This window comes from Myroides phaeus, from assembly GCF_009799805.1.
Taxonomy (GTDB): Bacteria; Bacteroidota; Bacteroidia; order Flavobacteriales; family Flavobacteriaceae; genus Flavobacterium; species Flavobacterium phaeum_A.
In genome coordinates this window covers 1728249-1742507 of record NZ_CP047050.1, presented here as the reverse complement: position 1 = coordinate 1742507, position 14259 = coordinate 1728249, and the positions used below count along the sequence as shown (strand labels likewise).

Genomic DNA, 14259 nt, shown 5'->3' with positions numbered 1-14259 from the left:
TAATATAAGTTTTACTTATTCTATTAATTAGAATTTGTAAGTTAAACCAAATTTAGCATTATCAAAGAAGTTATTGAAAATGTTAACATTAGCGTTAGTGTTAGAAACAGTGTTTGTTTTTTCACCATCAACTTTTACATTGTAATTAGCGTAAGAGAATACGTTAGCAACGTTGAAAGAAACTGCTAAGTTTTGAGTTAAGAAGTAGTTGAAACCTAAGTCTAAACCAGCACGGATACCAGTTGCTTTGTTAGTAACTCCACTTACATCCATTTTACCTTCGCTAAATCCAACACCTACTTCAGCAAAAGTTTTGAAACGTTGACCAACTTCTAAGAAGTAGTAACGAGCAAAAACACCAGCGTAAGTTGATTTAATGTACTCTGCATCAACACCGTCAAAAGCACCATCAAATAATTCGTTGTCAAGACCTAATTTACCGAAACCTACAGAAGCTCCAACAGCAAATTTATCATTCAACATATAACCTACTTTAGGGTTAACTTCGAAGTTTGTAGTTTTAATTTTCTCATCAGATCCTGTCATTTTCACATTAGAATCAGAAATACTGAAGCTTCCTTCTAAAAATACATTAGACTCTTGGAATCCGTAAGTTGGTTTTTCTTTTTCTTGTGCGTTAGCTGCAAAACCAAAAGCTGCAACTGCCATAACTGAAAGTACTAATTTTTTCATATTTAGCTATTTTTAATTTTTAACTAAGTCAAATGTACAAACTACCTATAAAAACTACAGAATTTTTAATAAAAATATAACAGAATCGCAAAGAATAACCTATTATAAAAACCACAACACCTTGTATTACAAGGATATACAAAATAAAATATTTTACTTAAATAATTGTTAACAAAAGTACTAATAAACAGAACCACCTAATTATAACCAACAATAACACAACATCTACACATATTCACAAGAAGATTAACTTAAACACATAAATATATCTTTAAAAACAACCAAACATTAACAAAACTATAATTACATTTTTGTCTTATAAATAAAAGTAAAGCACAAAAAACATAATATAGAGTGAATTAATAGTACACCTATACTATTATATAATATATTTGTTACTACTTAATTAAATGGCTATGAAAATATTAATAATTAATGGTCCTAACCTAAATTTATTAGGAAAAAGAGAGCCTACTATATATGGGGATCAATCATTTGAAGAGTATTTTCTTCGTTTAAAAAACAACTATCCAGAAGTACAATTAGAATACTACCAATCTAATATTGAAGGAGAACTTATTAATAAATTACACGAAGTAGGCTTTTCTTATGATGCAATAATCCTTAATGCAGGTGCCTATACACATACGTCTATTGCAATTGCTGACGCTATTGCTGCGATCGAAACGCCTGTCATCGAAGTTCATATTTCGAATACATTCAAGCGTGAAGAATTTAGAAAACATTCATATATATCAAGTGTTTGTCAGGGAACAATAGTTGGTTTTGGATTAAAAAGTTATGATTTAGCTATAGCATCCTTTCAAATTTAATGTCAAAATATCTATTTAATTCAGTAATTACAACTATAGTTTTATTACTTATTACTTGTAATGCTTACTGTCAAACAGCTTCTATATTAGGACGAGTGACCTCTCCTAACGGAAAAGCATTGCCTAATGCGAAGGTATTTGTCAAAAATACTGATAGGCAAACAACTACTAACATAGATGGTATTTTTAAAATTGGCGTAAATCAAAAAGACATAATTTTTATACAAGAAGAAGATCATATCACAAAAAAATTAGAATATACTGATAATAACACTCCAAATGGTCAATGGGATATTATCTTAAAACCTTTAGACCAAGTAGATTTTTTTTATGAAAATCCTCAAGATGAATATGCCTTATTTATAATGGGATTAGTTTCAAAAAATTTGAAACAAAATACCTTAACTAAGTATTCTTTTGACTACTATTCTAAAGGAAACTTACAATTAGCAACTTCCCGAAACTCTTTCTTAGGACAAAAAAGAAAAGATTTAGACCCTTCATTGGATATTGATCCATCAGGAAATTTTGTTTACCTCGGTGAAATTTCCTCTAAGGTTACAACATTAAATGAAAATCACACGACAGAAAAGGTAATTGGTCTTAAGGAGGTAGGTATTTCTAAGGACTTATACTTTTTAACTGCTTCTGATAGTGATATTAGTCTGACTAACAAAGTCGCTTCAAAACAGTTTAATTTAGTCTCTCCACTAATGCCTTACGCTAAAACATATTACTATTTTACAGTTAAAAGCATTAACAAAGATAGCAATGGTAATACGCTATATGAAATAGAGTTTACTCCCAAAAGAGATAGAGAACCCATTATGAAAGGATCGATGACTATCACGAGTGATCAGTGGCAAGTAACACACCTATATGCTGCAATGAATGGAGAAAATATTGGGCTAAAACATATACAGCAATTGGTATTAGTTCAAAATTATAAACACGATAATAGTTTTAATAAATACATAAAGAGTTCACAGAATATTTATTTAAAAGGAAAGTTTCTTGTCTTCAACTTTACTGGTCAATTTGACGCCATTTATAGTGATTACCAATATGACAACACTTTACATAAAAGTGATTTCTCTAATGAGCTTATTCAATATTCTAATAACTTTCTAAACAAAACAGAAGATTACTGGGACAACCTAAGACCTTATACTTTGAAACAAAAAGAGATTGAGACCTTTAACTCACAAACTATTTTTGCACAAGAGGGAACTAAAGCTACATTAGATTCAATAGATAAAAGATCTAATAATTTTACTTTATTTAAATTAGTCAAAGGATACCAATACATTAACTCATATAAAGCTACTTCTTATTCGTATAGGGGATTGCTTTCAACATTTGCTTTTAATGCCGTACAAGGGTTTAATGTTACCACTGGACTTGACTACGTAAAAGATTACGATGACTTCCAACAAACACAAATGGGTACAATTGTTAATTACGGAGTGTCAGAAAACAAATATCGAGTTTCAGGATATGCATCTCATATTTTCAACCAAAAGAACTACAATAAAGTTACGCTTTCAGGAGGAAGTTCAATCTTACAATTCAACCAAGATGATCCGATTAAAACACCTATTAACTCATTTGCAAGTGCCTGGTTTGGTAAGAACTATGCGAAATATTTTCAAAAGAGTTTTCTTAAACTGCAATATGAACAATATGCTTTTAATGGATTAAAACTGACAACAAGCTTAGAATACTCCTCAAGAAAAGCACTGAGTAATCACATTAACACACCACCTTTCGTACCACATTTAACCTTTTCTTCAAATAATCCATTAGATCCAAATGATACAGAAAATCATCCATTCGAAGACAACAAGATCTTTAAATTAAACATAGGATTCAATTTAGTGTTTGATCAAAAAATAATAAGTTACCCTAATCGAAAACAATATATACCAACATCTAAATACCCTATTCTATTTTTAAATTTAGAAAAAGCATTAAACTCAACAACAAGTGATTACAATTACACTTATGTTTCATTATCAACTAAATACAATGACAACATTGGAAACATTGGTAATCTATATATTGGTTTAAGTGCTGGTAAATATTTAGAACAAAACAATATTGCTTTTACAGACTATAAGCATTTTAATGGTAATAGCACTTTTATAGGTTCATCTGCTGTGTATAACAAGCACTTTAACTTATTACCTTATTATGAATACAGTACAAACAAATCATATATAGAATTACACTTAGAACACGACTTTAGAGGGTTTATCATCAACAAAATTCCTCTTTTAAATAAAACGAGATATTCATTAGTTGCCGGATATCATATGCTACACGTGCCAGACAAAGATGTGTATGGCGAATTTAGTATTGGATTGAACAACGTTGGTTTTGGTAAGTTTAGACCATTTAGAATAGACTACTTCCGCGCTGTATCAGCTGATGCTCCAAATAAATACGGAGTCGTTTTTGGGATTAAAATATTGGATTTACTTCAAAAATAAAGAATAAAAAAAGGCTACGTGTAGACTGACCCCAAAAAGTTGGACGAAGTTATGCAATCTTTTTAATATAATGAGCTCGGTATTCTACTGGGCTCATTCCATTTAAATTAATACGTATTCTCTCGTTATTATAATATTTTATGTACTGTTTTATCTCCTTCGTTAATTCCATTATAGAGTTGTATTTCTTTAAATAAAATAGTTCTGATTTCAATACTCCAAAGAAATTTTCGATTATAGCGTTATCTAAGCAGTTTCCCTTTCTATACATACTTTGTTTAATATTATTATCAATTAACTTATTCTGGTATCTCTGTAATCTATATTGCCATCCCTGATCAGAATGAAGTATGGTTTCTATGTCAGTTGCTTTGTCTTTTTTTCTTCTTTTAAATGCTTTATTTAGCATATCAAGGGTTTGTTTAAAGTTTGGAGAAGTTGATAAATTATAACTAATTATTTCTCCATTAAACAGATCAATAATTGGAGATAAGTATAATTTATTACCTTTTACATTGAATTCTGTTACATCAGTAGCCCACTTTTGATGAGGCTCTGTAGCTTTAAAATTTCGTTGAAGTATATTCTCTGCTGCTTTACCAACATCTCCTTTAAAAGATTTGTATTTCTTAGCTCGAATTATACTTTTAAGATTTAATTCCCTCATTATCTTAGCGATAGTTTTAAAGTTTACAGGTATTCCTAACTCTTTTCTAAGAGCCAATGCAATACGTCTATATCCATACAATCCTTTGTGTTTATTATAGAGATCAACTACATGTTTGACTAAATTCACATGTTTGTCCAAAAAAGAAACACTCTTTGTATGGTAGTAATAACAACTACGAGCTAGCCCAGCTAAGTGTAGTAGATGTTTTAAATTATGATCGCGCCTTAGCTCCGTAACTATTACGGCTTTTTCTTTTTGGCTTGTTTGCTTTGAGCCAAGGCTTCCAACTTTTTTAGATAAGCAATTTCTGCACGTAAATATTCATTTTCAATTTTCAATTTTTCTAAATCAGTCATTGAACTTTTGATTCCAGGAATAGCGCTTTTCTTTGTCATTGAGGTAATTGTTTTATTTTTCTTTAAATGTACACCCCGATTATCTTCTAAACCTTTAAATCCCTCACTTTTAAATTTTCTTATCCATTGGAATAAGACAGAAGGATTTGAGATTCTATATCTAACACAGGTATCTGTCAAAGATAAATCACTATTTTGATGCTCCTGAATAATATGAACTTTTTCTTCTATAGTGAATTTGTTTTGGAAGATTCCACGTAATCCTTGTTCTCCATAAACTTCATATAGTTTAAACCAAAAATAAAGGTTAAACTCACTGATTTTTTCTGATCGAGAAAGTCCCTTCATACTGTCTTTCCCTTCCAAAATAATAGTTACTAACCGCAACTTAAATTCATAATTATATTTCTGTTTTCTACTCATAAAAAATGCCCCAAAAAGTGTCTAACTTTTTGGGGCATGTCTAGTGAGTTTTACACGTAGCCTTTTTTATATTACTTATTGTCTTATTCTTATAAAAACTAAGACAATTATATTTAATCTTCTATTCTCTCGATATGCGCACCTAAAGCTCTCAATCTTTCATCAATTCTTTCATACCCTCTATCAATTTGTTCAATATTCTGAATTACACTAACCCCTTTAGCAGAAAGTGCAGCAATTAATAAAGAAATACCAGCACGAATATCAGGAGATGACATATTAGTTGCTTTTAACTGAGATTTAAAGTCGTGTCCAATCACCACTGCTCTATGTGGGTCACATAAGATAATCTTAGCTCCCATGTCAATCAATTTATCAACGAAGAACAAACGGCTTTCAAACATCTTTTGATGAATTAACACCTCTCCTCTTGCTTGTGTTGCCACTACTAAAATAACACTTAATAAATCAGGTGTTAATCCAGGCCATGGAGCATCAGCAATTGTTAAGATCGACCCATCAATAAAGCTTTGAATTTCATATCCTTCTGTATGAGCAGGGATATAAATATCATCACCTCTCTTTTCAAGCGTAATCCCCAATCTTCTAAATGTATTTGGGATAACACCTAAATGTTCCCACCCTACATTTTTAATTGTAATTTCACTTTTAGTCATTGCAGCCAGTCCAATCCAAGAACCAATCTCAATCATATCTGGAAGCATTGCGTGTTCACAACCGAAAAGTTCCTTAACTCCTTCAATTTTCAACAAGTTAGAACCTACACCTTCAATCTTTGCTCCCATTGAAATCAACATCTTACATAGTTGTTGAATATATGGTTCACAAGCAGCATTGTAAATTGTAGTTTTTCCTTCAGCTAAAACTGACGCCATTAAGATATTTGCAGTACCTGTTACAGATGCTTCATCAAGTAACATATCAGCTCCTACTAACTTTTCAGCTTCAACTCCGTAGAAATACTCTTCTTTGTTATATCTAAACTTTGCACCTAATTGGATAAACCCATCAAAGTGCGTATCTAATCTTCTTCTTCCAATTTTATCTCCTCCTGGTTTAGGAATATATCCTTTTCCAAAACGAGCTAATAATGGTCCTACCATCATAATAGAACCTCTAAGTGCTTTTCCTCCACTTTTAAAATCGTCAGAAACTAAATAATCTAAATTTAGATCATCTGCCTGAAAAGACTTTTTATTAGGTCCTAATTCCTCTATTTTAACCCCTAAATTACCCAATAACTCGATTAACTTATTAATGTCAATGATATCAGGAATATTAGAAATAACTACCTTTTCAGGTGTAAGTAAAACAGCACATAAAATTTGCAAAGCCTCATTTTTAGCTCCTTGCGCGTGCACCTCACCTTTTAATTGGAATCCTCCTTCTATTTTGAAAGTACTCATTATTTTTTACCTTTAGAGTGATAGTTATTATTTGTTTTAAACTTCTTATTATTATTGTTATTGCTATTTGTACTCGCGTTCTTTTGATTGCTTGTGAAATTAGCCTTATTTGATTGTTTTTTATTTACTTGAATTAGATTTGCTGTAGTAGATAGCTCTTCCTCTTTCTTAAACAAGTTTATTTTTCCATTTGACAATTCGCATAAATGTTCAAAAATAACCTCGTCTTTAACTGTTTCCTTATTCCAGCTCAAGTAACTTTTTTTCATATGATTAGCAATAACCATAATTAAAGCATCTTTCATTTCTCCATCTTCCCAGGCAATAGCTTTATTAATCATATAGGTAATATTATTACCATAAAATCTATACTTAGGGTGATTTTGAGGATACGCTAATTTTTCAGGTTTGCTAAAAATAGTCTCTTGCGTAGCAATTGGAAAAGGACTATCAACATCCAATTCAAACTTTGACATCATAAATAATTGATCCCATAATTTGTGTTGAAAATCAGGCACATCTCTCAAGTGAGGATTCATACTCCCCATTACGCTAATTACATAACGCGCAGCTTTGTTTCGTTCTTCTCTATCTTCAATTTTACAAACATGGTCAATCAAACTTTGCATATGACGACCATACTCTGGAATGACAAGAGCTTTTTTAGAAGTATTGTAATCTAAATTATTTACTGCTTCTCGAGAATTAAAATTCATAGGATATTATAATTATAAATGATGCGAAATCAATTCAGCTAAATATACTAAAAAAGGAATTCGCAATAAAATAAATGTTCTAATTAAAATTAAAACGAAGTTATAAAGAAACAATACCTTCTATTGAAGATACTGCAATATATTTATCAATAATTTCTTGAGCATTATTGACATTTAATTTTACAGATACGCTTGAGAACTTACCTGTACTTGAATTTTTGATTTGAATATCAGCTTTACAACCGTCGAAAGCTTCTTCTACTTGAGCAATTTTACTCGCATCACCTGGCACAATGAATTTGTATAAATAAGGTCTTGGCCAATTTGTATCACTCTCTAATTGCTCTTTAAGTCTTGCGTAAAAGTCTTGTGTTTTTTCGTCCATAATCTTTTTATTAGGCAAATATAATCATTTTTAGATGTAGTATTTTCAAAAGATGTCGTTAAAACTCTTTCATAGCAAACATTTTATTGTAATTTTGCACCTTTGATATTTACAGCAAAATGAACACAAAATTAATCTTAATCATAGGAGGCCCAGGATCTGGTAAAACGACGTTGATTAACGAACTTACTAAGAAGGGATATATTTGCTATCCAGAAATATCTCGTGAGGTAACTAAACAAGCTCAACAAAAAGGAATTGACCAACTATTTTTAACAGAGCCTTTACTGTTTAGTCAATTACTTTTAGAAGGGAGAATTAAGCAACATAAAGAAGCAATTTGCGAAAAAAGCAATATTGTATTTATAGATAGAGGAATACCTGATGTATTAGCTTATATGCACTACAAAGGGGATAATTACCCTGAAAGTTTTGATGCAGCTTGCAAAGAGCATATGTATCATCAAATTTTCTTGTTACCACCTTGGGAAAATATTTACATTAGTGATGAACAACGTTATGAAAGTTTCCAAGAAGCAAGCGAAATTCACGAACACTTAATTAACACATATTCTAAATATGGATATGATTTAATTGAAGTTCCTCGCGATACAGTTGAAAATAGAATAGACTTTATTTTAAGTAAAGTTTAATAAAATATCACAATTACACTAAAAGGGTTATAGTTTTCTAACTATAACCCTTTTATTTACCATAAAATACTTATATTCGTTACAAAACTTCTTGTAGTTAACAGATTATGGTTACACCCCTTGAAATACTTCAAAAGTATTGGCAGTACGATAGCTTTCGTGAACCCCAACAACAGATTATTGATTCTGTTCTGAAAGCAAAAGACACTTTTGCTTTGCTACCAACTGGTGGAGGTAAGAGTATCTGCTTCCAAATCCCTGCTTTAGTTATGCCAGGAACTTGTTTAGTTGTTTCTCCTCTAATCGCTTTGATTGAAGATCAAGTTAATAATCTAAACAAACTCAATATAAAAGCTACTGCAATTATAGGAGGTACGCCAATGCACGAGATAGATGCAATCTTTGATAATTGTCTGTATGGTAATTACAAATTTCTTTATGTTTCTCCTGAGCGCTTACAACAAACGTGGATATTAGAAAGAATAGAAAAACTTAATATCAATTTAATTGCAATTGATGAAGCACATTGTATTTCTCAATGGGGACATGATTTTAGACCTTCTTATTTAGAATTAGGAAAACTTCGCAATTTATTTCCTAACACACCTATCATTGCTTTAACTGCTTCTGCTAACCAAAAAGTAGTGGAAGATATCTGTACTAATCTACAATTAATAGAACCTAAGATTTTTACGAAAAGCTTTTATAGAGAAAACTTAATTTATGGAGTTTATAAAGTAGAAAATCAGATAAACATTGTAGAGAGAATTTTACGAAAAAACCCTGCTCCAAGTATTGTATATGTTAGAACGAGAAAAGAAGCTTTTTTCTTTGCCCAACGCTTAAATCAACTCAACTTTAGTGCTACTTATTTTCATGGTGGACTGACTATAAATGAGAAGAAAAAAAGGATGCAAGACTGGATAGAAGAAAAATCTCCTATCATAGTTGCAACAAATGCCTTTGGAATGGGAATTGATAAAAAGAATGTGAAAAATGTCATTCATATTCAGATTCCTGAAAATATTGAAAACTATTACCAAGAAGCAGGACGTGCTGGTAGAGATGGCAACAAAGCATTTGCTACAATATTATTTACTGATCAAGAACTAAAACAAAATACAACCCAGTTTAAAGATAGTTTGTTTGATAAAGAATTTTTAAAACTACTTTACAGAAAATTAAACAACTTTTTAGGAATAGCCTATGGCGAAGGTTACAATAGCGTAAATAGTTTTAATTTTAATCAATTTTGTTTTCACAATAAATTCGCTTACCGTAAAGCATATAACGCTTTACAATTTTTAGACAGACAAGGAGTAATACGTCTAACTCAAAATACTGGAAATAAAACAAAACTAATTTTTACAGCTTCAAGTAGTGATATCTTAGATTTCTCATATGATAACGAAATATATGAAAACATTTTATTGTTTATTCTTAGAACCTATCCTGGTATCTACGAATATGAAACTGATATAAATCTTGATATTATTTCTCAACATACAGAAGAAACAATAGAAAACATCGTAAAATGCTTACAAGAATGTCAACAACAAGAACTATGCAGATTCACTCCTGAAGAGAATGACATAACAGTTATATTTAATGAAGCTTGGGAAGAGGATAGAGCTTTATTCAGAACGTTCCCTCATTTAAAACTATACAATGAGAAAAAAATAAATCAATACGACTCTTTACTGTTTTATATTCAAAATGAAGATATTTGCAAAAACAGAATTCTTTTAAAATATTTTGATGAAGAATTAGATAAAGATTGTGGTACGTGCTCTACTTGTATGAAGAAAAAACTGAATTCTACTTCTAAAGAAAAAGTAAATGTTATATCACAAATTTATAAACTCATACAAGAAAAACCTTTAAGCATAAAAGATATTGACTTATTAAATCAATTTACAAAAGATGAAATCTCATATGCTATTCAAGTGTTACTTGAAGAGAATAAAATAAAACCAAACGATAAAAATCAATACCTAATAATATGAAAGACTTACGTATCATTTTTATGGGAACACCTGACTTTGCAGTTGGAATCCTTGATGCTATGTATCAAAATAAATACAATATAGTAGCAGTAATTACTGCACCTGATAGACCAGCTGGTAGAGGTCAAAAACTAAAATATTCTGCTGTTAAAGAATATGCTCTTGAAAAAAGCCTACCAATCCTACAACCTACAAACCTTAAAGATGAAGCTTTTTTAGAAGAACTTAAAAGTTACAATGCTAATTTGAATGTGGTTGTTGCCTTTAGAATGTTACCCGAAGTAGTTTGGAAAATGCCTGAATTAGGAACTTTCAACTTACACGCTTCTTTATTGCCTGACTATAGAGGTGCGGCACCTATTAACTGGGCGATTATCAATGGGGAAACAAAAACAGGTGTTTCAACTTTCTTTATTGACGAAAAAATAGATACAGGAGCAATTATCCTGAAAAAAGAAGCTCTTATCGATGAGAACGAAAGTGCAGGCGAACTTCATGACAGGTTAATGCTTTTAGGAGCAGAAACAGTAATAGAAACGCTTTCTTTAATAGAGAACGACAAAGTTGTAACAACTACTCAACCTAAAGAGGAAACAAAGACAGCTTATAAACTAAATAAAGACAACACTAAAGTTGACTTCTCAAAACCGGGTGCTGCTATTCACAATTTGATTCGCGGACTTAGCCCTTACCCTACTGCATGGTGTACAATTACAGATAAGGAACAAGAATGGAACGTAAAATTGTACGAAACTATTTTTGAAAAAGAAGTACACAATTTACCATTAGGTACAATAACTCATACAAAGAAGGAAATAAGAGTAGCGATTCAAGATGGTTTCATTAATATTCTAAGATTACAATTCCCAGGAAAGAAACCAATGAAAGCAAACGAATTGCTAAACGGAGTCTCTTTTACAGAGGAAGCAAAAGCAATTTAACAGCATTAAAATCAAGGTTTTAATACTAAAGTGACTTTGACTTAAAAAAAACCAAAATAAAACTTTAACTTTTTCTATTTTTTTGGGCAAAACACTTGTTTTATAAGAGAATAGCCCTAAATTTGTAAGAGGACGTTAATAAAGTTAACCATTAAAAAAAATTATTATGAACAAAACAGAATTAATCGACGCGATTGCTAAAGATGCAGAAATCAGTAAAGTAGCAGCTAAAAAAGCATTAGAATCATTTTTATCAAACATCGAAACAACTTTAGCTAAAGGAGATAAAATTTCATTAGTAGGTTTCGGTTCTTGGTCTGTGACTGATAGAGCTGCAAGAGAAGGTAGAAATCCTCAAACAGGAAAAACTATTAAAATTGCAGCTAAAAAAGTTGTAAAATTCAAAGCTGGTTCTGAATTAGAAGGCGCTGTAAATAAGAAAAAGTAAGCATCAATAAAATAAATACTTTTTTTAAAGATCTAAAAAGACTTCATTTTTATTAAATGAGGTCTTTTTTTTGTATATTAGGTTATCAACAATACCTTTTTTTTCTAAATGACAAACAAAAAAAACATCTCTAAAGGTGATATGCTTATTTCTTTACCTTCTGCTAACTTGATTGATTTATCTTTCTCGAGATCACTAATCATATTGGCAGACCACGAAGAATTAGGTTCTGTCGGATTTGTACTTAACAAACCCCTTGAAGTAACTTTAAATGATTTAATTCCTACAACGGATGCACACCATACTATTTATGAAGGAGGTCCTGTAGAACAGGATAAAATATTTTGCATACATAAAAGACCAGATGTTATACCTAATTCTTTACATATAAACGAAGAAATATATTGGGGAGGTGATTTCGACACCATTTTAAACCTAATAAATATTGGAGTACTCTCTAAAGAAGATATACGGTTTTACTTAGGCTATACAGGATGGGATATTAATCAATTAGAGAATGAAATAGAAGATAACTATTGGATAACTATTGATAAATTTGAATATGATTCTCTTTTGACAATTCCCTCTAAACAAGTATGGAAAAAAGCTATAAAATCATTAGGCCAAGATTACTCCATCTGGCTAAATGCACCAGAAAATCCGAACTTCAATTAAAGAAGTCGGATTTTTGCATTTAATCTATTTAATAAATCTTTTGAAAGATCATTTTTAAATTCCTTCTTACGGTATTTAGTAACAGCTTGAATACCTGTAATAACATTAGTCAAGAAAATCTCATCTGCTTTTTGTAATTCAAAAGGAGAAATAGAAACCTCTTCCAATGTATAATCAGGGTGTTTCTCAAGTAATTCCATTACTTGTTTACGCATTATACCTTTTACACATCCATCACTTAAAGGTGGAGTTTTTACCACTTTATCTTTAACAACAAAAATATTAGCATTCAAAGCTTCTACAATATTTTTACTATCATTCAATAAAAAACAGTTTTGATATCCGTTCTCATCAGCAAAAATACTACCTGTAACATTTATCAAACGATTATTTGTTTTAAGTGTTGATAGTAAATGTGCTGTTACATAAAAATCTTTATATAGCTCAACTTCGTATGCAACTTCATCAAAGCCATAAACCGATTGATCCAAACGCTCTGCGGTTGCGATGTAACCAATCTTTCTATCAGTTGGAAGATATCTACCATTTGCATCACGATAAACATTAAAACGAACTCTAATAGCGTTTGCATTACTATCTAAAGCCTGTGCTGTTTTAATAATTTCCTCTTGAAAATATTCCATTGTAAACTCCATTGGAATTGCCATTCTCAAGATTCTCATTGAAGACATTAATCTAAAATAATGATCCTCTACAAATAAAACTTTATTATCTAATACTCTAACTGTTTCAAAAACAGCATCTCCATATAAAAACCCTCTATTATTTTCTAATGATATCTCACTATTAGAAACAATTTTGCCGTTAACATTAATCATATTTCAATTATTCTGATTACTATTAACGGCAAATATAAGTTATATTTTATGGAATTATGCAGATCCAAGAACTTGTTTTAAGTCCATTATCTGATTTTCCCACAGTTGTTTTGATTCATTTATCTCATCTGGCTCTGCAAAGTCAGTAACAATTATTGTAACATCTTTTGTTAGCTCATCTCTATTAATTCTTAACTCAAAGTAATATTCTGTATCTTTATCATCTTCATCCAGCCATCTATATTTAACTCTCTCATCTGTCTTACGAGTAACAACACGAGCTTTTTCTTCGGAATCTCCCCAAATAAAAGTGTAGTACTCTCCTCTTGAGTTTACATTATCAGCAAACCATTCGCTTAATCCAGATGGATCAGAAATATACTGAAACAGTAACTGCGGAGAAGAATTTATCGGAAATTCAAGTTCGTATTTTTCTTTCATAGCCATAGCTTTAATTTTTAATTTTTTCGAATATAGACATTTTTTTTAAATAAAAAAATATTTTTTTATTACATCAGTATTTGCATTGTATTAATTTTATTATATCTTTGCACCCGCATTACAGAAGTAATAGCAAGACCAAATAATGGCGAGGTAGCTCAGTTGGTTAGAGCGCAGGATTCATAACCCTGAGGTCACGGGTTCAACTCCCGTCTTCGCTACAAGGTAAAAGGACATAATCTACAGATTATGTCCTTTTTT

The 14259-nt window shown here is 30.7% G+C and carries 15 protein-coding genes and 1 tRNA gene; 8 read left to right on the top strand and 8 right to left on the bottom strand.

Translation table 11 applies throughout. From position 1 onward, the window contains the following. Nucleotides 1-27 precede the first annotated feature (27 nt). Nucleotides 28-693 (bottom strand): outer membrane beta-barrel protein, encoded by a 666-nt coding sequence (locus tag GQS07_RS07840; protein ID WP_158210325.1) that lies wholly within the window; start codon nt 691-693, stop codon nt 28-30. Nucleotides 694-1109: 416 nt separating this feature from the next. Between GQS07_RS07840 and aroQ the strand changes: the two genes are divergently transcribed. Both aroQ and GQS07_RS07830 read left to right on the top strand, forming a co-directional pair. Continuing rightward, complete coding sequence (gene aroQ / locus GQS07_RS07835) at nt 1110-1526, top strand: type II 3-dehydroquinate dehydratase (RefSeq protein WP_158210324.1); 417 nt, start codon at nt 1110-1112, stop codon at nt 1524-1526. Then, nucleotides 1526-4018, top strand: coding sequence for a DUF5686 family protein (locus GQS07_RS07830; protein WP_158210323.1), 2493 nt, complete (start codon nt 1526-1528; stop codon nt 4016-4018). The genes aroQ and GQS07_RS07830 overlap by 1 nt, the downstream gene beginning before the upstream one ends. Nucleotides 4019-4067: 49 nt before the next feature. Here GQS07_RS07830 and GQS07_RS07825 read toward each other — a convergent pair whose 3' ends face one another. The 5 genes from GQS07_RS07825 to GQS07_RS07805 all read right to left on the bottom strand — a co-directional run bounded on the left by GQS07_RS07825 (nt 4068) and on the right by GQS07_RS07805 (nt 7995). Then, on the bottom strand, nt 4068-4928 hold the full coding sequence (locus GQS07_RS07825; protein WP_233269331.1) for an IS3 family transposase: 861 nt from the start codon (nt 4926-4928) through the stop codon (nt 4068-4070). Continuing rightward, the gene (locus GQS07_RS07820) at nt 4928-5467 is read right to left on the bottom strand and encodes a transposase (RefSeq protein WP_158210322.1); all 540 of its coding nucleotides are present in this window, start codon (nt 5465-5467) and stop codon (nt 4928-4930) included. The genes GQS07_RS07825 and GQS07_RS07820 overlap by 1 nt, the downstream gene beginning before the upstream one ends. Before the next feature lie 113 nt (nt 5468-5580). Continuing rightward, nucleotides 5581-6894, bottom strand: a complete 1314-nt coding sequence (gene murA, locus GQS07_RS07815) for a UDP-N-acetylglucosamine 1-carboxyvinyltransferase (protein WP_090408794.1) — start codon at nt 6892-6894, stop codon at nt 5581-5583. Then, nucleotides 6894-7610, bottom strand: a complete 717-nt coding sequence (locus tag GQS07_RS07810; RefSeq protein ID WP_158210321.1) for a DUF4290 domain-containing protein — start codon at nt 7608-7610, stop codon at nt 6894-6896. Before GQS07_RS07810 ends, murA begins: the two co-directional genes overlap by 1 nt. 100 nt (nt 7611-7710) lie before the next feature. Then, nucleotides 7711-7995: a DUF493 family protein gene (locus tag GQS07_RS07805; RefSeq protein ID WP_158210320.1), complete on the bottom strand. Its 285-nt coding sequence runs from the start codon at nt 7993-7995 to the stop codon at nt 7711-7713. 119 nt (nt 7996-8114) lie between these two features. On the opposite strand from GQS07_RS07805, the gene GQS07_RS07800 reads away from it, so the two are divergent. The 5 genes from GQS07_RS07800 to GQS07_RS07780 all read left to right on the top strand — a co-directional run bounded on the left by GQS07_RS07800 (nt 8115) and on the right by GQS07_RS07780 (nt 12718). Beyond that, entirely contained in the window at nt 8115-8648 is a 534-nt protein-coding gene (locus tag GQS07_RS07800; RefSeq protein ID WP_158210319.1) for an AAA family ATPase, read from the top strand. A 107-nt stretch (nt 8649-8755) separates the two neighbouring features. Next, a complete protein-coding gene (locus GQS07_RS07795; RefSeq protein ID WP_158210318.1) occupies nt 8756-10654 on the top strand; it encodes an ATP-dependent DNA helicase RecQ in 1899 nt (632 codons plus the stop codon). Then, nucleotides 10651-11595: a methionyl-tRNA formyltransferase gene (gene fmt, locus GQS07_RS07790; RefSeq protein WP_158210317.1), complete on the top strand. Its 945-nt coding sequence runs from the start codon at nt 10651-10653 to the stop codon at nt 11593-11595. Before GQS07_RS07795 ends, fmt begins: the two co-directional genes overlap by 4 nt. A 166-nt stretch (nt 11596-11761) precedes the next feature. Then, nucleotides 11762-12043 (top strand): HU family DNA-binding protein, encoded by a 282-nt coding sequence (locus GQS07_RS07785; RefSeq protein ID WP_158210316.1) that lies wholly within the window; start codon nt 11762-11764, stop codon nt 12041-12043. A gap of 108 nt (nt 12044-12151) precedes the next feature. Then, nucleotides 12152-12718, top strand: coding sequence for a YqgE/AlgH family protein (locus GQS07_RS07780; RefSeq protein WP_158210315.1), 567 nt, complete (start codon nt 12152-12154; stop codon nt 12716-12718). Here GQS07_RS07780 and GQS07_RS07775 read toward each other — a convergent pair. After that, the gene (locus GQS07_RS07775; protein ID WP_158210314.1) at nt 12715-13557 is read right to left on the bottom strand and encodes an aminotransferase class IV; all 843 of its coding nucleotides are present in this window, start codon (nt 13555-13557) and stop codon (nt 12715-12717) included. The two genes, GQS07_RS07780 and GQS07_RS07775, sit on opposite strands and share 4 nt — an antisense overlap. 54 nt (nt 13558-13611) lie before the next feature. After that, nucleotides 13612-13998, bottom strand: a complete 387-nt coding sequence (locus tag GQS07_RS07770; RefSeq protein ID WP_090408846.1) for an START-like domain-containing protein — start codon at nt 13996-13998, stop codon at nt 13612-13614. Between the two features lie 147 nt (nt 13999-14145). Here GQS07_RS07770 and GQS07_RS07765 point away from each other — a divergent pair. Next, nucleotides 14146-14219 (top strand) — tRNA-Met (locus GQS07_RS07765). Nucleotides 14220-14259 lie beyond the last annotated feature (40 nt).

Bases quoted from the DNA above. Each gene is read 5' to 3' on its own strand.
- GQS07_RS07840 (WP_158210325.1), bottom strand. From the start codon at position 693: ATGAAAAAATTAGTACTTTCAGTTATGGCAGTTGCAGCTTTTGGTTTT.
- aroQ (WP_158210324.1), top strand. From the start codon at position 1,110: ATGAAAATATTAATAATTAATGGTCCTAACCTAAATTTATTAGGAAAA.
- GQS07_RS07830 (WP_158210323.1), top strand. From the start codon at position 1,526: ATGTCAAAATATCTATTTAATTCAGTAATTACAACTATAGTTTTATTA.
- GQS07_RS07820 (WP_158210322.1), bottom strand. From the start codon at position 5,467: ATGAGTAGAAAACAGAAATATAATTATGAATTTAAGTTGCGGTTAGTA.
- murA (WP_090408794.1), bottom strand. From the start codon at position 6,894: ATGAGTACTTTCAAAATAGAAGGAGGATTCCAATTAAAAGGTGAGGTG.
- GQS07_RS07810 (WP_158210321.1), bottom strand. From the start codon at position 7,610: ATGAATTTTAATTCTCGAGAAGCAGTAAATAATTTAGATTACAATACT.
- GQS07_RS07805 (WP_158210320.1), bottom strand. From the start codon at position 7,995: ATGGACGAAAAAACACAAGACTTTTACGCAAGACTTAAAGAGCAATTA.
- GQS07_RS07800 (WP_158210319.1), top strand. From the start codon at position 8,115: ATGAACACAAAATTAATCTTAATCATAGGAGGCCCAGGATCTGGTAAA.
- GQS07_RS07795 (WP_158210318.1), top strand. From the start codon at position 8,756: ATGGTTACACCCCTTGAAATACTTCAAAAGTATTGGCAGTACGATAGC.
- fmt (WP_158210317.1), top strand. From the start codon at position 10,651: ATGAAAGACTTACGTATCATTTTTATGGGAACACCTGACTTTGCAGTT.
- GQS07_RS07785 (WP_158210316.1), top strand. From the start codon at position 11,762: ATGAACAAAACAGAATTAATCGACGCGATTGCTAAAGATGCAGAAATC.
- GQS07_RS07780 (WP_158210315.1), top strand. From the start codon at position 12,152: ATGACAAACAAAAAAAACATCTCTAAAGGTGATATGCTTATTTCTTTA.
- GQS07_RS07775 (WP_158210314.1), bottom strand. From the start codon at position 13,557: ATGATTAATGTTAACGGCAAAATTGTTTCTAATAGTGAGATATCATTA.
- GQS07_RS07770 (WP_090408846.1), bottom strand. From the start codon at position 13,998: ATGAAAGAAAAATACGAACTTGAATTTCCGATAAATTCTTCTCCGCAG.